This is a genomic window from Hymenobacter nivis (assembly GCF_003149515.1).
GTDB classification, from domain to species: Bacteria; Bacteroidota; Bacteroidia; order Cytophagales; family Hymenobacteraceae; genus Hymenobacter; species Hymenobacter nivis.
Genome location: NZ_CP029145.1, coordinates 1,629,240 through 1,650,196 on the forward strand (window position 1 = coordinate 1,629,240; position 20,957 = coordinate 1,650,196).

Sequence of the window (20,957 nt, forward strand, 5' to 3'; positions counted from 1 at the left end):
CCATGAAAAAAATTGGCATCCTCTTTGGCCAGGAAAACACGTTTCCGCAGGCCTTTATTGACCGTGTGAACGCCAAGGCCCCGGCCGACATCCGCGCCGAATTTGTAAAAATTGACGACGTGGAGCAGCACGTGGCCCCCGACTACGCCGTCATCATTGACCGCATTTCGCAGGACGTGCCCTTCTACCGCGCCTACCTGAAAAACGCGGCCCTAATGGGCACGGCGGTGATTAACAACCCGTTCTGGTGGTCCGCTGACGAAAAATTCTTCAACAACGCGCTGGCCGTGCGCCTGGGCGTGCCAGTGCCCAAAACCCTGCTGCTGCCCAGCAAAGAGCGCCCCAGCGACACGGGCGAGAACTCGTTCCGCAACCTGAACATGATGGATTGGGAAAAGGCCTTTGCCCACATCGGCTTCCCGGCCTACATGAAGCCCCACTCGGGCGGCGGCTGGAAAAGCGTGTACAAGCTCCACTCGCCCGACGATTTTTTCCGGGCCTACGCCGAGACGGGACAGCTGGTAATGCTGCTCCAGGAGTCGGTGGACTTCACCGATTATTTCCGCTGCTACTGCATTGGCGGCACCGAGGTGCTCATCATGCCCTACGAGCCCCGCAACGAGCCGCACCTGCGCTACGCCACCGAGATGAAAACGACGGGCGAAGCCGGTGAAAAGCTGCTGGCCACCATGAAGGAGTACGTGTTGAAGCTGAATGAGGGCCTGGGCTACGACTTCAACACCGTGGAATTTGCCGTGCGCGACGGCATTCCGCTGGCCATCGACTTCGGCAATCCGGCCCCCGACGCCGACATTAACTCGGTGGGAGAGAAGAACTTCGAGTGGGTGGTGGAAGCCGCCGCCAACATGGCCATTGCCCGCGCCCAGGCCCAGAAGCCCGGCCAGGATAACCTCACCTGGGGCACTTTCGTGCACCCGCACCGCGCCCGTAGCGGGGCCCCCACCGAGTTCACGATGGCCAACGCCCCCACCCCCACGCCCAAAAAGCCTGCTGCGCCTAAAGCGGCGGCGGCCCCCAAGGCCGATGGGGCACCCAAAAAACCCGCCGCCAAAAAACCGGCACCCAAAAAACCCGAATAATTCGGCTTGCCACGGGGCCCCGGGCACGCCGGCGGGGCCCCGTGGCAAGTTGCCAGGCATTGGTTATCAGTTGTTAGCAGGCCTATAACCCACTGACTAACAATTGACAAATCGCTTTTTTTTGCACGGCCCCTTAGTCATTTCTTCCTCCTTTTTCTACTTCGCCCACCATGCCGCTGCCCACGTTTACCCTCGGCATCGAGGAAGAATTTCAGACCATCGACCCCGACACGCGGGAGTTGCGCTCGCACATGTCCAAGATCGTGGAAAACGGCAAAATCACGCTCCTTGAGCAGGTGAAGGCCGAAATGCACGAGTCCGTAGTGGAGGTCGGCACCAACATTTGCCAGAATATCCACGAGGCCCGCACCGAGGTGCTGCATCTGCGCCGCCAGGTCATTGAGCTGGCCGGCAATGTGGGGCTGCGCATCGGCGCGGCGGGTACCCACCCGTTTTCGCGCTGGCAAGACCAGCCCATCACACCCGATGCCCGCTACGACAAAATTGTGGAGGAATTGCAGGAGGCTGCCCGGTCCAACCTCGTGTTTGGGATGCACGTGCACGTGGGCATCGAAAACCGCGACATCGGCGTGTACATGATGAACGCGCTGCGCTACTTCCTGCCCCACTTGTTTGCGCTGAGCACCAACTCGCCGTTTTGGGAAGGACGCGAAACGGGTTATAAGTCGTTCCGCACCAAGGTGTTCGAGCGGTTTCCGCGCACCGGCATCCCGGGGTATTTCACGAGCGCCAGCGACTACGACGAATTTATTCAGCTGCTGATCAAGACCGGCTGCATCGACAACGGCAAGAAAATCTGGTGGGATTTGCGCCTGCACCCGTTCTTCGACACCATTGAGTACCGCATCTGCGACATGATGATGCGCCCCGACGAAACCATCGCCGTGGCCGCCATCATGCAGGCCCTGGTGGCAAAAATTTACAAGCTCAAGCGCCAGAACCTCAACTTCCGCCTCTACCGCAGCGCCCTTATCAAGGAAAATAAGTGGCGCGCCGCCCGCTACGGCCTCGATGGTACCATGATTGACTTTGGCAAGCAGCAAGAAGTACCTACCCGGGCCCTGATTCTGGAGCTGCTCGACTTTGTGGACGATGTCCTCGACGAGTTGGGCAGCCGCCACGAGGTAGAATACATCCTGAAAATGATGGAAATGGGCAGCGGTGCCGACCGCCAGCTGGCCGTGTTCCGCGAAACCGGCGACCTCACCAAGGTCGTGGACTACATCCTGGCCGAAACCATGCACGGGTTGTAATTTTGGGGCTTTACTAAACCAGAACGCCAGCCACTCAGTTGGCGTTTCTGTTTATCCCACTCCACGCGTTGTCGTTGATTACCAAATTCTTCGTTTTCATGCCTACCATTCGTTTAGCTATTCTGGATATGTATATGGGCGCAGCCAATGAGGGCATGCGCTGCATTCGCCAGCTCATCCGCCGCGCCGAGGCCGAACACGGTATTCATTTCGCCACCGAAACCTTCGATGTGCGGGGCCAGGACCAGTTGCCACGCCTCACCGACTTCGACGTATTTATTTCCTCCGGGGGCCCCGGCAGCCCCTTGGCTACCGATGACGCGTGGGAAAATAATTATTTCCAATTCGTTGACGAGTTGTTTGCCCACAACCAAACGCTGGGACCCCGCAAATATTTATTGTTGATTTGCCACTCGTTTCAGCTCGTGAGCCGTCACCTGGGCTTGGGCGAGCTGGGCAAGCGCAAATCCACCTCGTTTGGGGTAATGCCCGTGCACCTCACCGATGCTGGCCACGCCGACCCGGTGCTGCACGCGCTACCGGAGCCGTTTTTCGCCGTCGACTCGCGCGACTACCAACTCACCCACCCCAATCTGGAACGGCTGGGGGCCCTGGGCGCCGAAATATTGTGCCTCGAAAAAGAGCGCCCCCATGTGGCGCTGGCCCGCGCCGTGATGGCCATCCGCTTTTCGCCCGAGGTGCTCGGCACCCAGTTCCACCCCGAAGCCGACGGCGAAGGCATACTCCGCTATATGCTCACCGACGAGCGCAAGCAGCAGGTAATCACCGCTTACGGCGAGGATAAGTACGACGAAATGGTGCGCTTACTTGCCGACCCCGCCACCATCGAGCTTACCGAAGGAATTGTGGTGCCCACGTTTTTGCGCTTGGCCGTAGCCCAGTTCGCCCCCGCACTGGCCCTGGCCAACTGATTTGCTACCGGGCAATTAATTAGCAGTCGCTAATTAATTGCCCGGTTAATTTACTTCAGCCCGCTTCGCTTATGATTCGCGCATACCGCCAGGTTTTCAACGCCGCGTTTTCGCCGGGTACGTACCGGGATATGATGGCCGACATGGACCAGCAATTGCCCGGCCAACTGGATTTTCGGGTGGCCGAAACCCCGGTTTTTGTGCCCGCTGCCTTACGTGACAAATTAATTGCCGCCGGCGAGAATTTAATCGACGTCATCGCGCAGCCAAACTTCAAGGCGCGCACTGAGGCCGCCATCCCGCCCCACCAGCGCGTACCCAACGAAGACGAGCGGCCTGAATTCCTGACGTTTGATTTTGCCGTATGCCGCGACGCACAGGGCGAGCTGGAACCCCAGCTGATTGAGCTGCAAGGGTTCCCGTCGCTCTACGCCTTCCAGGCCTGGCTGCCTGGCATTTTCCGCCAGCACTACCCTATTGCCGATGGCGTGTCGGCATTTTTGGGCGTGCCCGATGTCGAGGCGTACCACGCGCAAATGCGCCAATTAATTCTGGGCAACGAAGCGGCCGAAAATGTGGTGCTGCTGGAATTATTTCCTACGCTGCAAAAGACCCGGATTGACTTCGCACTGTCAAAAAAAGCGTGGGGCATCGAAGCTGTACATTTAGGTGATGTGCGCAAAAGGGGCCGGCAATTATTTTACGAGAAAGATGGGCGCAAAATCCCGATTAAGCGCATTTACAACCGGATTATTTTCGATGAGCTGGCGCGCCACCCGGAACTAAAAACCGAGTTTAATTTGACCGACGACGTGGACGTGGAATGGGTGGGCCACCCGAATTGGTTTTTCCGCGTCAGCAAGTTCACCATGCCGCTGCTGCGGGGCCCTTTCGTGCCAACGAGCTACTACGTGAGCGATTTGGCAACGTACCCACCGGATTTGGAAAACTACGTATTGAAGCCGCTCTACTCGTTTGCCGGGGCCGGGGTGAAGCTGGATTTTACCGCCGCCGACCTCGACGCGCTACCCAACAAGGCGCATTATTTGTTGCAGCGCAAAGTGGCTTACGCGCCCGTGGTGCAGGCCCCCGACGAACTTGTGAAGTGCGAAATCCGGTTGCTGTACGTGTGGCAGCGCGGCGAAGCGCGCCCACGCCTGCTCACCGGCCTGGCTCGCCTAAGCCGCGGCGCCATGATCGGCGTCGACTTTAACAAAGATAAAGACTGGGTGGGCGGCACCACGCCGCTGTTTGAACGGGCGGCCCCCGCGGCGGCGCAGCCCTAGGAACATCCGGTTACGGTTGTGCGTATCCGGCTCATTAATCTATAGCCCGCATATCATGTCCAGTCTCGCCGAAAAAGGCTTTCGCATTTCTAAAAATGCTGTTTTCAACCTGTTTCTTCAACGAGCCACTAAGCTTCTCGGGCGTCCGTTCAAAGTAGTCGCCATCCTGAACGAGGTGGCCACCAAACTATCTACCGAAAAAAGTAAAGACAATAAATTTAAGCAATTAATAAACGTGGCCCTGACGCTGGTGCGGCTGGTACGCCGCTACATCAGCGGCGACTACCGCCAGGTTTCCAATAACACCATCGTATCGGGGCTGGCGGTGTTGCTTTACGTATTGTCGCCGGTTGATTTAATTCCTGACTTTATCCCCGTCGTCGGCTTCCTCGACGATTTAAGCCTGGTAAGTTGGTTTGTGGGCAAGTTCCAGGTTGAAATCGTCAAGTTTCAGGAATGGGAAAAATCTCAGGGTGGCGACCTAATCGACGCGCCCGACACGGCGGCGGAGCCCGCTCGAGGCGATGCTTCGCTGCCCGCGGTGGCTGAGTTAGGGCATTCGTAGGCCCGCGCAGCTGCTGTTAGCCCAGCATTTTTTTGGGTTTGCTTTTCTACTTGCTATGCCCACGTTCGTCATTACTATTTCATTGCCAGATACCTACGAAGACGATTTCCTGGCACTTATTCCCCGGCACTGCTCGGTGATCAATCGCCTTTTATCGGAAAAAGTTATCGAAACCTATGCCATCAGTGCCGACCGTTGCCGGGGCTGGATCACCGTCAACGGCGACGACGCAGGCGCAGTACGCTCCATTGTGGAGCAATTTCCACTGTACCGTTATTTTCACGGCATTGAAATTGATAAACTGTTTATTCTCGATTCGGTAGCTACCCGTTTCCCCGTCATCAGCCTGAACTAGGGCTGGGGCCCCTGGCCATCTTTTACCTTTTGCGTTAATGACTGTTTTACTTATTCGCCGTTTTATATTTTTAGCAGTTGTATCGGTAGCGTTGGGCAGCCTACTGACGGCGGCCCGGCCTGCCCCGGGCATCACCACGGGGCAATTGGTGGAGCGCATGACCAGCGCTATTGAGAACCTACGCTACCTGCGTTGCGCGGCCAGAGCCCAGGAGCGGCTCGGCCGGGAAATCAAGCCTTCCAGCAGCCTCATGAAACTGTCTTTCAACCCTTTCCGGGTGTACTTAAAGGATAATAAGAACGTGGAGGTGCTGTGGGTAGCGGGCCAAAACGACGGCGATGCCTGGGTATACCCGGCCAGTTTCCCGTACGTCACGCTCAGCCTCGACCCCACGGGGGCCCTGATGCGCAAGGGCCAGCACCACACCGTGTTGCAGGCCGGCTTCGGCACCATCGCCGACCTGCTGCGCCCAACTGCTCTGCGCCAGGACGCTGCGTACAGCTGCACGTTTCGCTATACCGGCGACACCACGGTGCTGGGCCGCCCGTGCCACGTGCTGCGTTCTGATTTCCCGCAATTTCGCTACGTACCCTACCGCACCGGTAAAAAAGAAACCGTGGCCGCCGTGGCTGAACGGTTCGGCTGCGGCGAGTACCGCATCCTGGAGCGCAACAACCTGAGCCCCGGCGCAGCGCTAACCGAAGGCCAGGTGCTGCAGGTACCCAACGGCTACGGCCGCCGCGTTACCTTGTGCGTCGACCCCCAGAATTACCTGCCCATCGTGGTGGACGTGCGCGACGACCGGGGCCTGTTCGAAAAATTCGAATTCTATAACCTCGTAGTAAACCAGCCCATTCCAACCGAGGAGTTCACCAAGAACTACCGCGGCTATAAGCTCTGACCACAGATTTAACGGATTTTTTGGGGTTCCGCTCCTAACGAGATGATGCTCGAAAATCAACAGATAAAAAAAGCGACCCAAGCGAGGCGCCTTTTTTATCTGTTGATTTTTTATTGATCCCGTATTATCAAGTGCGGAACCTCGAAAAAATCCGTTAAATCCGTCAGAAATCCGTTAAGTCTGCGGTCTTTAGCGGCGCATATTTTTCTCAATTTGGTCCCACATTTCGGGCGTAAGGGCCCCCAGCTTGTTGAACTCGCCGGCGCCGTTGAGCCACTCGCCGCCGTCGATGGTGACCACTTCGCCGTTGACGTAGGCCGAAAAATCCGAAACCAAATAGGCGGCCAAGTTGGCTAGCTCCTGGTGCTGGCCCACGCGCTTGAGGGGCACGCTGGCGGCGGGATCGAGCTGGCTGGCCAGCGGCTCGGGGAAGAGGCGGCTCCAGGCCCCCTCCGTCGGGAAGGGCCCCGGCGCAATGGCGTTGCTGCGGATGCCGTACTTGGCCCACTCCACGGCCAGCGAGCGGGTCATGGCCAGCACGCCGGCCTTGGCGGCGGCCGAGGGCACCACAAAAGCGGAGCCCACCGAGGCGTAGGTGGTGACGATGTTGAGGATGGTGCCGGGCTTTTTGTCGGCAATCCAGCGCTTGCCCACGGCCAGGGTGCAGTTGTAAGAGCCGCGCAGCACGATGTCCACAATCACGTCGAACGCCTTGTGGCTCAGGCGTTCGGTAGGCGAAATAAAGTTGCCGGCGGCGTTGTTGAGCAGCACGTCCACGCCGCCAAATTCGGCGATGGTGGCGGCCAGCATGGCTTCCACCTCGTCGTACTTGCGCACGTCGCAGGCTACGGCCAGTACCCGGCCGCCGGTTTGCGCGCGCAGCTCGGCGGCGGTAGCTTCGAGCACGTCCATCTTGCGGCTGGTGATGGTGACTTGGGCCCCTAATTGCAGGAAATACGTAGTCATGGCGCGGCCCAGGCCAGTGCCGCCGCCGGTCACGATGATGGTTTTACCAGCCAGGGCGTTGTCGCGCAGCATGGGTTGGGCAAAGGGCATGGTCATATAAGATGCACGAAAAAGAAGGTGAGAAATTGGCCGGCCGAAGGTACGGTGGGGCCCGGGCCGGGGCCCACTGGCAAAAGTTTTATTGGTAGAAGTATATATTACTGATGGTTTCCTTCGCAGTTTTGCTGTTTATTGTTGCGCTTCACTTTTACCCTGCGCTTATGAATCCGGCTCCCCTTGCTCCTTTGCCCAAGTTGCCCACCGTAGTTTTGCTGGGGTGCGGCTGGCTGGGCACGGCCCTGGCCCGGCACTTGCTGGCCGCCGGGCACCCCGTGGTGGGCACCACCACTACCCCGTCGCAGCTGCCAGTGCTGGCTGAAATGGGGGTGCAGCCGCACCTGTTGCAGCTCGGCGCCGAATTTGGCCCGGCCGCCTACGACCAGCTAACGAATTTACTGCGCGCCGCCGACGTGCTCGTGTTGAACGTGCCGCCCCGCACCGCCGCCGCGGGGGGCTACCCCGCCCTGCTGCGGCCCGTGCACCGGGCCGTAGCGGCGGCTGGCATCGGGCACGTGCTGTTCGTAAGCTCTACCAGCGTGTACCCCGACGAGCCGCGGCTCATGCGCGAAGCCGATGCTACCAGCAACCGCGACGCCGCCTCGGATGTGCTGCGGGCCGAGGGCCACTTCGTGCCGCGCTACGGGCAGTGGCGCAGCACAGTCGTGCGCCTGGGGGGCCTCATCGGGCCGGGCCGGGCCCCGGGGCGCTTCTTGGCCGGCCGCCAGGAGCTAGCCCAGGGCAACGCTCCCGTCAACCTGCTGCACCTTACCGATGCGGTGGGCGTGCTGGCCGCCATCATCGAGCACCAGGCCTGGGGCCACACCTTCAACGTGGCGGCCGCCGGGCACCCGCTGCGGCGCGATTTTTACCCCGCCGCGGCCAGCTACCTCGGCCTCGTGCCCCCCACATTCTACCCCGAAACCGGCCCCACCGGCAAAACCATCGACAGTAGCCTGGTGCGCGAAATGCTGCCTTACGTGTTTCAGCACGACGATGTGCTGGCGGCCCTGCCTTATTGCTAAGGAGCTGGGGGCCCGTGCCCGTGCGTAAATTTGCGTTGTGAATAATTTTCCTTCCAACGTCCCCGTGGTAGCCGTGCTGGGCGGCGGGGCAGCCGGCTTTTTCGGGGCCATTGCCTGCGCCGAAGCTAACCCCGGCCAGCCCGTGCTGCTACTCGAAAAGACCGGCAAGCTGCTGGGCAAAGTGCGCGCCTCGGGCGGCGGCCGCTGCAACGTGACGCACGCCTGCGACTCGGCCGCCCAGCTCGTGGCCCACTACCCGCGCGGCGGCAAGGCCCTGAAGGCGGCGTTCCAGCGATTCGGAGTGGCTGACACCGTGGCCTGGTTTGCCCAGCGCGGCGTGGCCCTCAAGGCCGAGGCCGACGGCCGCATGTTCCCCACCACCGACAGCAGCGAGACCATTGCCCGGGCCCTGGAAGACGCCGCCCGCCGCGCCGGTGTGCAGGTTTTCACCAACACGGCCGTGGAAGAAATCATGCCGCTGCCCGGCGGCGGCTTCCAATTGCAGCTAGCTGGCACCGGCCGGCCGGGCCCCACGCTAGCCGTGGCGCGCCTGCTGGTGGCCACCGGCGGCCAGCCCAAAAGTGCCCAGTACGATTGGCTGCGCCCCCTGGGCCACGCCGTGGCCGAGCCCGTGCCGTCGCTCTTCACCTTCAACGTGCCCGAATCGCCGCTGCGCGAGCTGCCCGGCGTGAGCGTGCCCCGCGCCCGCGTGACGCTGGCCGGCGAGAAGCTGCACTACGAGGGGCCCCTGCTCGTCACGCACTGGGGCGTGAGTGGGCCGGCCGTGCTCAAGCTTTCGGCCTGGGGGGCCCGGCGCCTGAGCGAGCTAAACTACACCGGCACGGCGCTCATCAACTGGCTGCCCGACCATACCGACGACACACTGCGGCCCTGGCTGCACCAGTTCCGGCAGGAAAACGGCCGCAAAGGCATCGCCGCCAACCCCCAGCTCGGCCTGCCCCAGCGCCTGTGGCGCACCCTGGCCGAGCAGGCCGGCATCGGCCCCGACGTGCGCTGGAGCGACCTCGCCGCCAAGGCCCAGAACCGCTTACTGGAGCTACTATTGCGCACCCCATTGGCCGTGCGCGGCAAGACTACCTATAAGGAGGAATTCGTGACTTGCGGCGGCATTTCCTTGGCCGACATCGACTTACAAACTATGCAGAGTCGCTGCGCACCCGGCCTCCACTTTGCCGGCGAAGTGCTCGATATTGACGGCATTACGGGAGGCTTTAATTTCCAGGCGGCCTGGACAACGGGCTTTTTGGCTGGGCAAGCCATGGCGCAACTGGGCAACACGACCGCGGTACCGGTGGCCGCAGTGGGCGCCTGAGGACCCTAGCGTGGGCCTGAGGCACTAATTAATTTGCCCTTCACCTGCCAACAGCTCCAATAAAAGGCCGGCTGTAACCTTCCCCGGGCTCCGGTAGTAAACAAGGGCATAGTTTCTCACCCTAGCATTTCCTTTTCCCCATGGAAGCCAAAGCCACCCAAGCCCTGCTCAACGAACTGGTTGAAACCCTGAAAGATGGCCAGAAAGGCTACGCCGACGCCATGACTGACGTGGAAGATTCATCGCTGAAAGACACCTTCAAGCACCTGGCCGTGCAGCGCGCCGGTTACATCACCGAGATTGAGGACCAGATGTTCAAGCTGGACCTGCACCCCAAAACCGACGAAGGTTCATCGGTAACCGGTACCGTACACCGCGCCTGGATCAACCTTAAGGCGGCCCTGACCAGCAAAGACAACCACGCCGTCCTGACCGAGTGCGAGCGCGGCGAAGACTACGCCAAGAAAGCTTACGAAACTGCCCTTAAGGCCCAGGACCTCCCCAGCGCTTTGAAAACGGTACTCGAAAAGCAGTCGCAAGGCATCCACGAAGCCTACGACAAGATCAAGTCGCTGCGCGATTCGTCGAAATAAATGACTCGCCGCATTCGATGACGGATTTATTAACCTAATCCAGTGCCGTCGAGGAAGCAACGCTAATTATAGGCCAATAAAAAAGCCGCTCAATTGAGCGGCTTTTTTATTGGCCTATAATTAATTTAACTCAATACTTCACGCTAATAAGAACCAGTAGGAGGCCTTAGCCAACCCGTCTAATTTACGAGTGGCTAAGGTCTTCCGGATTGCCTACTCGTCGAAACTTTCGGTACGGGGCGGGCGGGCGTCGTTGTCACGGGTGCCGCCTTTGTTGCCGTAGGGCTTGCTGCCGTACGCTGGGCGGTCGCCAGCAGCGCCACGGTTGCCATAGGGTTTGGGGCGGTCGCCGTAGGCCGGACGGTCGCCGTAAGCAGGCCGGTCGCTGGCGCCGCCGCGGTTGCCGTAGCTGCTGCCACCGTCGCGGTTGCCTTTGTAGCCGCCGCCCGAACCGCCTTCGCGGCGCTCGCCGTAGCTGCCACCGCCGCGGTTGCCGCCGAAGCTGCCGCCGCCACGGTTGCCACCGAAGCCGCCTTCGCGGCGCTCGCCGCCAAAGCCGCCGCGGCGCTCGCCGCCGCCGAAGCTGCCGGGGCCCCGGGTGTTGCCTTCTTCCTTAGCCGCCGCGTCCTGCACGGGCGTGGCGATGCTGAAGCTAACGGGCTGGCCCTGAATGCTACTGCGGCCCAGCTGGCCCACAACCTCGTCGGCAAACTCGCTGGGCACTTCCACAAAGCTGAACTTGTCGTAGAGGGCGATGTCGCCCACTTTACCGCCTTGCAAGTTGGTGCTCTCCGAAATCAGATCCACGATATCGCGGGGATGAATCCGATCTTTCTTGCCCATCGAGATGAACAAGCGGGTGAAACCGGTGCGTACCACCCCAGCCGTGCGGCTGGCGTCGAGGCTTTGCTCGGCCCGCTTGTCTTCCTTCATAGTCATCTTGAGCAGCGCGGCGGCGATGTCGAGCGAAGTAATTTCCTCGCTTTGGTCGAGCAGGCGCTGCACGCGGCCCACGTATTTCTCTAGGTTGCCCTTCTCCACCAGTTCCTTGATCTGGTTCAGAAACAGCGTAGTTTTCACTTCCGATACGTCGGCGAACGACGGCACCTGCTCCAGTTTGATCTGGGCCTTGGTGAAACGCATGATGTCGCGCAGCTTATAGATGTCGCGGCCGCTCACGAAGGTAAAGGCTTTGCCCGACTTGCCGGCGCGGCCCGTGCGGCCGATGCGGTGCACGTAATATTCTTCGTCGGCGGGCAGGTCGTAGTTGAACACGGCCTCCACGTTTTCCACGTCGATGCCGCGGGCGGCCACGTCGGTGGCCACCAGCACTTCGAGGGTGTTTTTGCGGAATTTATCGAGCGTGTTCTGGCGCTGCTGCTGGCCCATGTCGCCGTGCAGGCCCTCGGCGAAATAGCCTTTGGCTTGCAGGTCGGCAACAATCTCGTCCACCATGCGCTTCGTGTTGGCGAATACGATGGTCGACTTCAGGTTGTACATGTCGAGGATGCGCGTGAGCACGTCCTTTTTCTGGGGGCCCCGCACCTCGAAGTAGCTCTGCTCGATGTTGGTTACCGTCATCGTCTGGTGGTTGACCTTCACTACCTGCGGGTCGCGCTGGTACTTTTTGGTCAACTCCATGATGGGCTTGCTCATCGTGGCCGAAAAAAACACCGTCTGGCGATCAGCCGGCATTTTGCTGAGCACGAACTCGATGTCCTCGCGGAAACCCATGTCGAGCATCTCGTCGGCTTCGTCGAGGATGATTTTCGTGGTCTTGTCGAGCTTCAGCGTGCCGCGCTCAATGTGGTCCATCACGCGGCCGGGGGTACCGATGACGATTTGCACGCCGCGCTCCAAGGCCCGGAACTGGCGGTCGTAGCTGCTGCCACCGTAAATCGGCACCACAGCCAGGCCGCGCTTATACTTGCCCAGTTTCTGGATTTCGCCCGATACCTGCACTGCGAGTTCGCGGGTGGGGCAAAGCACGAGCACCTGCACGTCGCGCGAGTCGCCGTCGACGCCCTCAATGGCGGGAATAGAGAAAGCAGCGGTTTTGCCGGTGCCCGTTTGGGCTTGGCCGATAACGTCTTTGCCGGCGAGTAGCACGGGGATGGCGGCGGCCTGGATGGCCGAAGCTTCCTCGTAGCCCATCTCGGTGATGGCGCGCTGCACCTCAGCGGAGAGGTTCAACTCATCAAATCTTACTACGTTTTTCTCCGTAGTTTTTTCTTGGGTTTTTTCGGGTTCCATAAGTTGGAAATAGAATGGGGAAAGAGACTACGCTCTGAAAACAGCCGATACAGCGACGTTTCCCCTCCTTCTACCTTCGACAAACAGGCGGGAAAAAACTATCGGAAAAACTACGCGGCCAACGCGTTAACGCCAACTCCTGGCGGGTGCGGACATGAGGCCATTCTCAAATGCGGGTGCAAAGATACGCAAAATCTGCGGCAAACCCTACAATTGTCGCCCAACATATTTTGCAAACCGCATCTCGTCCGGTGCCGGATGCCGGTGGCCCCAACGCCGTGGTGCACGGGGCTATGCGCGACGCAAAGGGATTTGCGAGAACGGGGTTAGCGACGCGAAATGTCGCTAACCCCGTTTCAGTAGCCAAAAACTAAATTAAACAACTGCTTAGCCAAGGGGGGCCAGCAGTGTCCATAAGGTAAGCTGCTTGCCCTTACTATCGCGCCGGTTGTCTCTCGGGGGCCAGCACTTTTTAATATCCACCCACCCGATGAAGCATTTATTACGTTTCTGAACTGCCTGCTCGAGGGCCCCGGCCTACCACGCAATACCGCTAGGCGGCAAATTCCCAGCGCGGTAGTGCAGTTGTTGGCGATAGATAGGCTTTGCGGCAGCGGGTGGGCTGCCCGTATATATTCAATGCGGCAGGCAAACGTTAGGGCTCCGGGCTGGCGGCACGGCAGATGGCCCAGGGTCTTAACATTGAGAGCGACGAAGCTGGCACTGTCGCCCACGGCAGCCACGGCCTTCTTGCCCGGGATCTTAACAGAGCAATAAGCATAAAAAAAGCCCGCCGGTGGCGAGCTTTTTTATCACAAAGCAAAAGCTGGAAACTAAACCAGCGACACTTTAACAGCGTTCGGGCCTTTCTTGCCTTGGGCTACTTCGTATTGCACTTTGTCGTTTTCGCGGATCGAGCTAACTTGGAGGTCGCTGATGTGAACGAAGATGTCTTCGCCAGTTTCGTCGTTTTTGATGAAACCAAAGCCTTTGGTGTCATTAAAGAATTTTACCGTTCCGGTGGGCATGGTGGTGGGTTGTGGAGTTTCGCTAAGCGTTTGGGCCACCGTGGCTTGATGTCTTAGGTTGCGTCAAAGATAAGCATACTTTTCAATTGCGCAAGGCTGCCGAAATTTTCTAGGGCCCCGACCTTTGCACTCGTTCCCCTTCATCCCTGCATGACTACCCCGCCCCTTCCCGACGCTTCCGCATTTCACTTCGCCCACCAATTTGTGGTGCCCGCAACCGCCATCGATGCCCTTGGCCACGCCAACAACGTGGAGTACGTGCGCTGGGTGCAGGACGTAGCCGGGGCCCACTGGCTGGCCATTTGCCCACCGGTGCGGCAGGGCGCCTACGTTTGGGTGGTGCGTGAGCACCGCATTCGCTACCGGCAGCCCGCTTTTGCCGGCGACGTGCTGCGCGCTACCACGTGGGTGGGCGACACCAGTGGGGCCACTTCGGTGCGCCACACCCGCCTCACCCGTGCGGCCAGCAACGCACTGCTGTGCGAGGCGGAAACGACCTGGGTGCTGCTCGATCCCAAAAGCGGCCGCCCAGTACGCATCGACGCCGAAGTGCTAGGTTGGCTGAAAGGCTAAGGAGCCCTTTCCCCGCTGCTATGCACTAAGTTGACCAACCCTATGCAGGTCACTACACCGGGCACGTTGCTCAGATACGGCCGTTGCGCCACTTCAACGAAGCGACTACAGGGCTTATACTGCACGTTATCATTCAACAGCAGGAAGGGGGCGCCAAACTAAGACTTCCAAGGCCACCCATGCCGCCACAGGCTACATGCACGAGTCATCCTCTAAAGACGGTCCCAAGCGATTTACCCGCGCCTAGTTTGCCTGGGCCAACACCATTTACGGCAGGTTCCGCTGGAGGAAGTGTCAGGAAAAGCCACGGCTTCTAGCCTAGGGCCGTTTTGGAATTCAGGACACACAGGGGGCGGCTCCAACGGTACCGCCCGGCTGCGCTTTGCCTTGCCCCAGGGCAGCATTGGCAAGCGCAGCTTGGCGGTACAGTTGAGGCCCTGAGCAGCATTTGATCGTTGTGGAAGCAACGGGCCGATGCTATTTTTAGCCCCGGCCCGTTACATTTAGGGCCCTAGCTGGCACCGCATAGGCGTTATTTGCGGCATGAAGCAGCTGCTACAAATCGTCTTTTTCTGCGGGGCGGCGCTAGCGGCGGTGGCCCAGCGCACCACCAGGCAAGCTAACTATTACGGCCGTCCGGCCAAAGTCAGGTTCGGGGCGAAGGTTGGGCTGAACCTGTCAAACACCGATTTTAACCGCGGCTTTCCGACGCCGGCCGTGCCGGTCGAAACCAACTGGCGGCCCGGTTTTGCAGCTGGTTTCACGTTGCAGGTACCCGTGGGGCAGCGGAGCTTTTCAGTGCAGCAGGAGTATCTGTTCTCGCAGCTCGGCGGCCGAGTTTCGGCCACGGGCACCACGTACACGCTGCGCTACTTGTCGCTACCGCTGCTGCTCAAGTACGGCGTTTCGCGGCGGCTGGCGGTGCTGGCGGGGCCCCAGGCCGATTTATTAATTCAAGCCAATCAGCAAGTTGGCGGCGTATCTACCGACATTACGCACGACACTGAGGAGCGCAGTGTTGGGGCTACGGTGGGCCTTGAATACTTCCTGGGGCCCCGCCTGAGCCTGACGGCCCGCTACGTACACGGCCTCAACCACGTCGGCCTGGGCCAGCGCTCGGCCGTCACCGAATTTAAGTTTGAGGCCGTGCAGCTGAGCGCCGACGTGAAGTTTTAACGACGGTTTATTTAACAATTATTAACTGATGTTACGCGGTAATTTCGGGCTAATTCGGGCTAACTCTTGGCTCATTGCTTTGAGCCCCGTCAAATAGAGTTGGGCTTTTAAGCGAAAATGACCCATGCCCAACTGTAATTTCAGGATTTCCAACTTCGTGTAAGCCAGAATAGAAGCAAAGAAATGATTGGCTTGGGTATTGGGGGTTTTGGTAGGTGATTTACCCAGCGACGTATTTTGTTTCAATGGTTTGTGGTGTTCTTCAACTTTCCACCGTCTTTGGTAGATTGTCGTCAACTGGGCCTGGTCCAGGCTCGTATCACTGCTCACCAGCTATAGCACGCCCTGCGACCCATCTTTGTTGAGAAAGACTTGCCGAGCCACGAGCACCGCCGGTTGGACGGAGCGCAACCAGACGCGCAGGGGCTGCTCATCGGGAAAAAGCAGGGTATCGAGGGCCTGAAACTGGCCATTCTTGCGGCCCTTATCACGCAGGGCTACGGCGCGCGAGGATGCGAGAGCCAGCACGAAGTCGTGGCCGAGTTCGAGCACCGTGTTCAGGTTCTCGGCCGAGGCATACCAACTGTCGGCCAGCAGGTAGCGGTAGCGCACTTGCTGCTGGGCCACGCGCAACATGGCCCGCAGGTACTCGTTTTTGGTGAACTTACTTTTAGCGCTGGTTTTCTGGGTCTTGGGGTCCACCACGGCTTCGGTCTTTTCGATGAGCTCGACGGCGATGGGCAGGGACAGTTCGCCGGCCTGATAGCGTAGGCTCACGAAGTTGAGGCCTTTGACGAAGCGGCCCATGCGGTGGTCCCAGTGGGTGCAAATCAGCGCACTTAGGTCCGTGTGGGTCTTTTCCAGGATGGAATCGTCCACGATAAGGACCGCAAATTCCGCCGCCGGCCGCTGGCACTCGGCTTGGCGAATTACGGGCTTGGCGGCGGCCCAGACCTAGGCCGAGTCCAGGTACGAACTGCTCAGCCAGCGCGTCACCTGGTCGTGGCTCACGGCCCCACCCAGGAGCCGCGACAAGCCCGTGGCGGAAGTTTGCCCCGTCGAGCTAATCAAGTAATCCGTGTGCAAATCCAGCGTGCAAGTCCTGGCCAGTTCGAAAATTACTCCCCAAATATCCGCGTAACATCAGCTACTTACACCAGGTTTTTCTTAATGTAGGAAATACTTTTGGTAATGCTATCGAGGGGCGAACCGGGGGTGACGTCTTGCTCCACGAAGAAGTACTGCAAACCAGCTTCGTCGGCGTGAGCGAAAATCTTTTTGAAGTCGATGCTGCCGTTGCCCACTTCGGTGAAGGCCCTCTGCAACGTCCGGTCCATGTCCTTCACGTGCCAGAGCGGAAAGCGGCCGGGGTGCTGCTTGAATAAGGCAAGCGGGTCTTGGCCGGCCTTGGTGACCCAATACAGGTCTAACTCCATCTTTACCAAGTTCTTTTCGGTGATATTCAGCAGCGTGTCGTACGGGAGTTTGCCGTCTTGGGCCGCAAATTCAAAGTCGTGGTTGTGGTAGCAGAGCTGGATACCGGCTTTTTTGCAACGCTCGCCGGCCTTGTTGAGTTGCTCGGCCACGTACTTGTAGTGCTCCAGGGAGCCGCGCTCGGAATCCAGTAAGTAGGCGCACACCATGTATTTCACGCCGGCCGCGGCGGCATCGTCCACGGCGCGGTCCCACTCGTGCAGTATGGTACCCTTCGTGGGGGCCCCGTTCGTTTGCGCTTCGCCCAGCATGTAGTGCGCGCTGGGCATGATGAGGCCGTTTTGCTTGAGCACGGCGGTGAAGGCCTTGGGCGTCATGCCGTAGAACTTCTGGGTGCCCGTGTAGGTGGCGCCTTCCACCGAGTTGTAGCCGATTCTGGCTACCTGGGCCAGGGTACTGGCGGGGTCCTTGGCCATGGCGTCGCGCACGGTGTATAGCTGCAAGCCGATGTAGCGCTTGTTGTAGGCAAATACGGACGGCGATACCAGCAACCCGGCGGAGAGCAGGGCGGCTGATGAGAGAAAGTTTCTGCGGGAAATCATGGGCGGAAAGGGGATGGGTGGGGGAATACTTGCCGGCGGGTAAAAGAACAAAACGCACAACAAGATAGGGATCTGCGCAACTTTGGTACCTAAAAAGCGCAGCAATTGGCAACAAGTACTGGGAAATAAAATGAACGGCGGGGCCCCACCGTTCTGTTACTGATTTTCAGGCGTTCAATTGGCTAGATTTGATGCGCGCTTCTGCCTTAATTAATTACCGCGGCTTCCCATGAAAAAATAATTTTTGCGTCGCTCGGGGCTGCGTTGCTGCTGGGTAACTAAGGCAAACAGCCAAGTGGTGCTGGCCGTGCGCAATTCGTCGGCCGTCGTCAACAGCTAGTGCCAGCACCTCACGCACGGTAATATCCGGCTGCAAAGCAGAACTGCCGAGTTGTTTTACAAAGGCATCGTGGTAAAGCTGCTCGGCGCCATGCTGGCCAGCACGTTAAGTATTTTTCTATTTACTAAAGGCAATTGGGCTTGATTTTTTGAGGCGCTTCCGCCTTCGGTGTGGGGAGCGTGCCGGAAGTGCTTGAAAAAATTCATTTGCTAGTACTAAAACGACGCGCGCCGCCGGCCCGACCGCACAATATGATAGAAAATTTATAATTTGCCGAGCTTCCTACCGCCCACAACCTCCCTGCCATGAACCGGCGTACTGCCCTCAAAACTTTTGCCCTTGTGGCCGGCGCCGCGGCGCTACTGCCCGCCTGCTCGCACCCCCCGGCCGAACTGCCAGCCTCCGTGCCGCTGCGACACCTGGCTGTGAACGCCCGCCAGGAAAAAACGCTGGCCGAGGTCTGCGAAACCATCTTGCCCAAAACCGACACGCCCGGCGCTAAAGACCTCAGCGTGCACCTGTACGTGCTGAAAATGCTGGATGACTGCTCCAGCCCGGACGAGCAGCGCGCGTTTCAGGCCGGCCTGGGCCAGCTCGACGAGGCTGCCCAGCAGCGCCATGCGCAGCCATTTTTGGGGTGCAGCCCCGCACAGCGGCTAGCTCTGCTGCAAGGCGTCGAGCAGGGGAAAGGCTTCCCATCCGACTTGGTGAGCTTTTATAAAACGGCCAAGCGGCTGACGGTTTCGGGCTACACCGGCAGCAAGTATTTCCTGACCCAACAGATTGTCTACGAGCTCGTACCGAGCCGCTACAACGGTTATTTTCCCATCAAAGACGTCAACCTGTCCAAATCTCACCATGGCCAATCTTAACATCGACAGCGTGAAGGCGCGGACCTACGACGCCATCGTTATCGGCTCGGGTATGGCGGGCGGCTGGGCAGCCAAGGAACTGACCGGCAAGGGTTTGAAAACACTGGTGGTGGAGCGCGGCCGCGATGTGCAGCACATCAAAGATTACCCCACCACTAATATGATGCCTTGGGAATTTCCGCACGGCGGGGCCCTACCGCTCGACGTGAAGGAGGCCAACCCGGTCGTCAGCCGTTGCTACGCTTTCCGGGAGGACGCCATGCACTTTTTCGTGAAGGATGCCGAGCACCCCTACGTACAGGAAAAGCCGTTTGACTGGATTCGGGGCTACCAGGTGGGCGGCAAGTCGCTGATGTGGGCCCGGCAAACCCAGCGCTGGAGCAGCTTCGATTTTGAGGGCCCCGCGCGCGACGGCTTTGCTGTGGACTGGCCCATTCGCTACCAAGACGTGGCCCCGTGGTACAGCTACGTGGAGAAGTTTGCCGGCATCAGCGGGCACGCCGACGGCCTGGCCGAGCTGCCCGACGGCGAGTTTTTGCCCGCCTACCCGCTGAACGCGGTGGAGGACTATTTCCGGCAGCAGGTGAAGCAGAAGTATCCTGGCCGCCATGTCATCAGCGCCCGCTGCGCGCACCTCTCCAAGCCTAACCCCGTGCACTACGAGCAGGGCCGCGTGCAGTGTCAAAACCGGGTGTTGTGCCAGCGCGGCTGCCCATTTGGCGGTTACTTCAGCAGCAACTCTACCACGCTGCCCTGGGCCCAGAAGTCGGGGCTCCTCACGCTCAAGCCCAACCAGGTGGTGCAGTCCATTCTGTACGACGAGCAGCAGCAGCGCGCCACCGGCATCCGGGTGGTGGATACGCACACCAAGGCCACGACCGAGTACTACGCCCGCATCGTGTTCGTGAACGCCGGGGCCCTGAATACTAATTTGTTGCTGCTGAACTCGACCTCGCACCGTTTCCCGCAGGGCTTGGGCAACGACAACGGGCTAATGGGCAAGTTTGTGGGCTTCCATAATTACAGCGCCCGCATTTCGGCCGAGTACGACGGCGCCAAAGACCTGACCACCGACGGGCGCAACCCGGCCGGCGGCGGCTACATCCCGCGCTTCCGCAACGTGTTCAAGCAGGAAACCAACTTTCTGCGCGGCTACGCCGCTGGCCTGGAGGCCCACCGCGGCCTCGACCACACGGAGCACGCCATCGGCAACGGGTTCAAGGACAGTATCCTGCACCCGAAGTTTGGGCCCTGGACCGTGGGCTCGCATATGATGGGCGAAACCATCCCGAAGGAAACCAACTACGTGCGCCTCGACCCCACCCGCAAAGACGAGTGGGGCATGCCGCTGCTGAACATTTCGGTGGCCTACGACGACAACGACGCCAAAATGAAGCAGGACTACTTCGATCAGTTCAGTGAAATGTTCACCCAGGCTGGCTTCACCAATATCAAAACCCAGGATTCGGGCCAGGCCCCGGGCCTTGACATCCACGAGATGGGCGGCGTGCGCATGGGCCGCGACCCCAAAACGTCGCTCCTCAACGAGTGGAACCAGTTGCACGCCTGCCCCAACGTGTTCGTGACCGACGGGGCCTGTATGACCTCCACTTCCACTCAAAACCCTTCACTCACCTACATGGCCCTCACCGCGAGGGCTGTGGACTACGCGGTTAAAGCGGCCGCCCGCGGCGGCGTAGTGTAGGGCCCCGGGGGCTACACCAGTTTCTCCAGCACCACCAGCGTCAGCGGCTGGCGGGGGCGGCCGAAGCGCGTGCCGGCCGGGAACGGCTCGGTGGTACCAGTGCGTCCGTAGCCGCGGCGCTCGTACCAGGCCAGCAGCTCGGTACGAGCTGATACAACGGTGATTTTCAGGTGTGTGCAGCCTTGTTGGCGCGCCTGGGCTTCGGCGGCTTCGAGCAGGTGGCGGCCCAGGCCGTGCGCCTGCGCCGCGGGGGCCACGGCCAGCGTGCCGAGGTAGAGGCCGGGGCCCTGTGCCTGTAAGTACACGCCGCCCACGAGCTGCCCGCCGGGCCCCACGGCCAGTAAAAACCCGCCGCCTGGGGCCCCCAGCAGCTCGTGCAGCGCGGTTTCGTCGGTGCGCGGGCCGTCGAGCAGGTGCACTTCGGTGGTCCAGGCCTGGCGCGAGGCCTCGCCCCGGTAGGCATCGTTGATGAGGGCGGCCAGTGCGGGCACGTCGGCGGTGGTGGCGGGGCGAAGGGTGGGGGCGGGTATCACTGCGTAAAAGTAGCT

General features: G+C 59.9%; 19 protein-coding genes and 2 pseudogenes. 14 read left to right on the top strand and 7 right to left on the bottom strand.

Features of this window, described 5'->3' with window-relative positions:
• Positions 1–2 precede the first annotated feature (2 nt).
• From DDQ68_RS07120 to DDQ68_RS07150, 7 genes are all read left to right on the top strand, one after another.
• A complete protein-coding gene (locus DDQ68_RS07120; protein WP_109655676.1) occupies positions 3–1,100 on the top strand; it encodes an ATP-grasp domain-containing protein in 1,098 nt (365 codons plus the stop codon).
• 176 nt (positions 1,101–1,276) lie between these two features.
• Positions 1,277–2,374: a carboxylate-amine ligase gene (locus DDQ68_RS07125; protein ID WP_109658348.1), complete on the top strand. Its 1,098-nt coding sequence runs from the start codon at positions 1,277–1,279 to the stop codon at positions 2,372–2,374.
• A 98-nt stretch (positions 2,375–2,472) separates the two neighbouring features.
• Positions 2,473–3,306 carry a type 1 glutamine amidotransferase gene (locus tag DDQ68_RS07130; RefSeq protein ID WP_109658349.1) on the top strand — a complete coding sequence of 278 codons (834 nt, stop codon included), beginning with the start codon at positions 2,473–2,475 and terminating at the stop codon, positions 3,304–3,306.
• A gap of 71 nt (positions 3,307–3,377) precedes the next feature.
• Positions 3,378–4,592 carry a hypothetical protein gene (locus tag DDQ68_RS07135; RefSeq protein ID WP_109655677.1) on the top strand — a complete coding sequence of 405 codons (1,215 nt, stop codon included), beginning with the start codon at positions 3,378–3,380 and terminating at the stop codon, positions 4,590–4,592.
• A gap of 55 nt (positions 4,593–4,647) precedes the next feature.
• Complete coding sequence (locus DDQ68_RS07140) at positions 4,648–5,157, top strand: YkvA family protein (RefSeq protein WP_109655678.1); 510 nt, start codon at positions 4,648–4,650, stop codon at positions 5,155–5,157.
• A 55-nt stretch (positions 5,158–5,212) separates the two neighbouring features.
• The gene (locus DDQ68_RS07145; protein WP_109655679.1) at positions 5,213–5,512 is read left to right on the top strand and encodes a hypothetical protein; all 300 of its coding nucleotides are present in this window, start codon (positions 5,213–5,215) and stop codon (positions 5,510–5,512) included.
• Positions 5,513–5,549: 37 nt separating this feature from the next.
• Positions 5,550–6,413, top strand: coding sequence for a LysM peptidoglycan-binding domain-containing protein (locus DDQ68_RS07150; RefSeq protein WP_109655680.1), 864 nt, complete (start codon positions 5,550–5,552; stop codon positions 6,411–6,413).
• A gap of 189 nt (positions 6,414–6,602) precedes the next feature.
• Here DDQ68_RS07150 and DDQ68_RS07155 read toward each other — a convergent pair whose 3' ends face one another.
• On the bottom strand, positions 6,603–7,469 hold the full coding sequence (locus DDQ68_RS07155; RefSeq protein ID WP_109658350.1) for an SDR family oxidoreductase: 867 nt from the start codon (positions 7,467–7,469) through the stop codon (positions 6,603–6,605).
• 170 nt (positions 7,470–7,639) lie between these two features.
• Here DDQ68_RS07155 and DDQ68_RS07160 point away from each other — a divergent pair, with 170 nt between their 5' ends.
• The 3 genes from DDQ68_RS07160 (at position 7,640) to DDQ68_RS07170 (ending at position 10,426) form a co-directional block, all read left to right on the top strand.
• The gene (locus DDQ68_RS07160; RefSeq protein WP_162549914.1) at positions 7,640–8,500 is read left to right on the top strand and encodes an NAD(P)-binding domain-containing protein; all 861 of its coding nucleotides are present in this window, start codon (positions 7,640–7,642) and stop codon (positions 8,498–8,500) included.
• 37 nt (positions 8,501–8,537) lie between these two features.
• On the top strand, positions 8,538–9,833 hold the full coding sequence (locus DDQ68_RS07165; RefSeq protein ID WP_245897363.1) for a BaiN/RdsA family NAD(P)/FAD-dependent oxidoreductase: 1,296 nt from the start codon (positions 8,538–8,540) through the stop codon (positions 9,831–9,833).
• A 140-nt stretch (positions 9,834–9,973) separates the two neighbouring features.
• Positions 9,974–10,426: a PA2169 family four-helix-bundle protein gene (locus DDQ68_RS07170; RefSeq protein WP_109655682.1), complete on the top strand. Its 453-nt coding sequence runs from the start codon at positions 9,974–9,976 to the stop codon at positions 10,424–10,426.
• 213 nt (positions 10,427–10,639) lie between these two features.
• Here the strand turns inward: DDQ68_RS07170 and DDQ68_RS07175 are convergent, their stop codons facing one another.
• Positions 10,640–12,679: a DEAD/DEAH box helicase gene (locus DDQ68_RS07175; protein WP_109655683.1), complete on the bottom strand. Its 2,040-nt coding sequence runs from the start codon at positions 12,677–12,679 to the stop codon at positions 10,640–10,642.
• Between the two features lie 833 nt (positions 12,680–13,512).
• Positions 13,513–13,707 (bottom strand): cold-shock protein, encoded by a 195-nt coding sequence (locus DDQ68_RS07180; RefSeq protein WP_068239330.1) that lies wholly within the window; start codon positions 13,705–13,707, stop codon positions 13,513–13,515.
• A gap of 150 nt (positions 13,708–13,857) precedes the next feature.
• On the opposite strand from DDQ68_RS07180, the gene DDQ68_RS07185 reads away from it, so the two are divergent.
• On the top strand, positions 13,858–14,280 hold the full coding sequence (locus tag DDQ68_RS07185) for an acyl-CoA thioesterase (RefSeq protein ID WP_109655684.1): 423 nt from the start codon (positions 13,858–13,860) through the stop codon (positions 14,278–14,280).
• 8 nt (positions 14,281–14,288) lie between these two features.
• On the opposite strand, the pseudogene DDQ68_RS24940 reads toward DDQ68_RS07185, so the two are convergent.
• Positions 14,289–14,426 (bottom strand): annotated as a pseudogene (locus DDQ68_RS24940) (IS701 family transposase); the annotation flags it as partial.
• A 397-nt stretch (positions 14,427–14,823) separates the two neighbouring features.
• On the opposite strand from DDQ68_RS24940, the gene DDQ68_RS07190 reads away from it, so the two are divergent.
• Positions 14,824–15,456: an outer membrane beta-barrel protein gene (locus DDQ68_RS07190; protein ID WP_109655685.1), complete on the top strand. Its 633-nt coding sequence runs from the start codon at positions 14,824–14,826 to the stop codon at positions 15,454–15,456.
• A 21-nt stretch (positions 15,457–15,477) separates the two neighbouring features.
• On the opposite strand, the pseudogene DDQ68_RS24945 reads toward DDQ68_RS07190, so the two are convergent.
• Together DDQ68_RS24945 and DDQ68_RS07205 are read right to left on the bottom strand one after the other, a co-directional pair.
• Positions 15,478–16,566, bottom strand: a pseudogene (locus DDQ68_RS24945) (IS701 family transposase).
• A 41-nt stretch (positions 16,567–16,607) separates the two neighbouring features.
• Positions 16,608–17,492, bottom strand: coding sequence for a sugar phosphate isomerase/epimerase family protein (locus DDQ68_RS07205; RefSeq protein ID WP_109655688.1), 885 nt, complete (start codon positions 17,490–17,492; stop codon positions 16,608–16,610).
• Between the two features lie 645 nt (positions 17,493–18,137).
• On the opposite strand from DDQ68_RS07205, the gene DDQ68_RS07210 reads away from it, so the two are divergent.
• Together DDQ68_RS07210 and DDQ68_RS07215 are read left to right on the top strand one after the other, a co-directional pair.
• Positions 18,138–18,704, top strand: coding sequence for a gluconate 2-dehydrogenase subunit 3 family protein (locus DDQ68_RS07210; protein WP_109655689.1), 567 nt, complete (start codon positions 18,138–18,140; stop codon positions 18,702–18,704).
• Positions 18,691–20,409, top strand: a complete 1,719-nt coding sequence (locus DDQ68_RS07215) for a GMC oxidoreductase (RefSeq protein ID WP_109655690.1) — start codon at positions 18,691–18,693, stop codon at positions 20,407–20,409. The genes DDQ68_RS07210 and DDQ68_RS07215 overlap by 14 nt, the downstream gene beginning before the upstream one ends.
• Positions 20,410–20,420: 11 nt before the next feature.
• On the opposite strand, the gene DDQ68_RS07220 is transcribed toward DDQ68_RS07215, so the two are convergent.
• Positions 20,421–20,942, bottom strand: a complete 522-nt coding sequence (locus DDQ68_RS07220; protein ID WP_342767442.1) for a GNAT family N-acetyltransferase — start codon at positions 20,940–20,942, stop codon at positions 20,421–20,423.
• Positions 20,943–20,957 lie beyond the last annotated feature (15 nt).

What these genes read in the sequence shown, in the direction of transcription:
- DDQ68_RS07120 (WP_109655676.1), top strand. Translation starts at nt 3, where the DNA reads ATGAAAAAAATTGGCATCCTCTTTGGCCAGGAAAACACGTTTCCGCAG.
- DDQ68_RS07130 (WP_109658349.1), top strand. Translation starts at nt 2,473, where the DNA reads ATGCCTACCATTCGTTTAGCTATTCTGGATATGTATATGGGCGCAGCC.
- DDQ68_RS07135 (WP_109655677.1), top strand. Translation starts at nt 3,378, where the DNA reads ATGATTCGCGCATACCGCCAGGTTTTCAACGCCGCGTTTTCGCCGGGT.
- DDQ68_RS07140 (WP_109655678.1), top strand. Translation starts at nt 4,648, where the DNA reads ATGTCCAGTCTCGCCGAAAAAGGCTTTCGCATTTCTAAAAATGCTGTT.
- DDQ68_RS07145 (WP_109655679.1), top strand. Translation starts at nt 5,213, where the DNA reads ATGCCCACGTTCGTCATTACTATTTCATTGCCAGATACCTACGAAGAC.
- DDQ68_RS07150 (WP_109655680.1), top strand. Translation starts at nt 5,550, where the DNA reads ATGACTGTTTTACTTATTCGCCGTTTTATATTTTTAGCAGTTGTATCG.
- DDQ68_RS07155 (WP_109658350.1), bottom strand. Translation starts at nt 7,469, where the DNA reads ATGCCCTTTGCCCAACCCATGCTGCGCGACAACGCCCTGGCTGGTAAA.
- DDQ68_RS07160 (WP_162549914.1), top strand. Translation starts at nt 7,640, where the DNA reads ATGAATCCGGCTCCCCTTGCTCCTTTGCCCAAGTTGCCCACCGTAGTT.
- DDQ68_RS07170 (WP_109655682.1), top strand. Translation starts at nt 9,974, where the DNA reads ATGGAAGCCAAAGCCACCCAAGCCCTGCTCAACGAACTGGTTGAAACC.
- DDQ68_RS07175 (WP_109655683.1), bottom strand. Translation starts at nt 12,679, where the DNA reads ATGGAACCCGAAAAAACCCAAGAAAAAACTACGGAGAAAAACGTAGTA.
- DDQ68_RS07180 (WP_068239330.1), bottom strand. Translation starts at nt 13,707, where the DNA reads ATGCCCACCGGAACGGTAAAATTCTTTAATGACACCAAAGGCTTTGGT.
- DDQ68_RS07185 (WP_109655684.1), top strand. Translation starts at nt 13,858, where the DNA reads ATGACTACCCCGCCCCTTCCCGACGCTTCCGCATTTCACTTCGCCCAC.
- DDQ68_RS07190 (WP_109655685.1), top strand. Translation starts at nt 14,824, where the DNA reads ATGAAGCAGCTGCTACAAATCGTCTTTTTCTGCGGGGCGGCGCTAGCG.
- DDQ68_RS07205 (WP_109655688.1), bottom strand. Translation starts at nt 17,492, where the DNA reads ATGATTTCCCGCAGAAACTTTCTCTCATCAGCCGCCCTGCTCTCCGCC.
- DDQ68_RS07210 (WP_109655689.1), top strand. Translation starts at nt 18,138, where the DNA reads ATGAACCGGCGTACTGCCCTCAAAACTTTTGCCCTTGTGGCCGGCGCC.
- DDQ68_RS07215 (WP_109655690.1), top strand. Translation starts at nt 18,691, where the DNA reads ATGGCCAATCTTAACATCGACAGCGTGAAGGCGCGGACCTACGACGCC.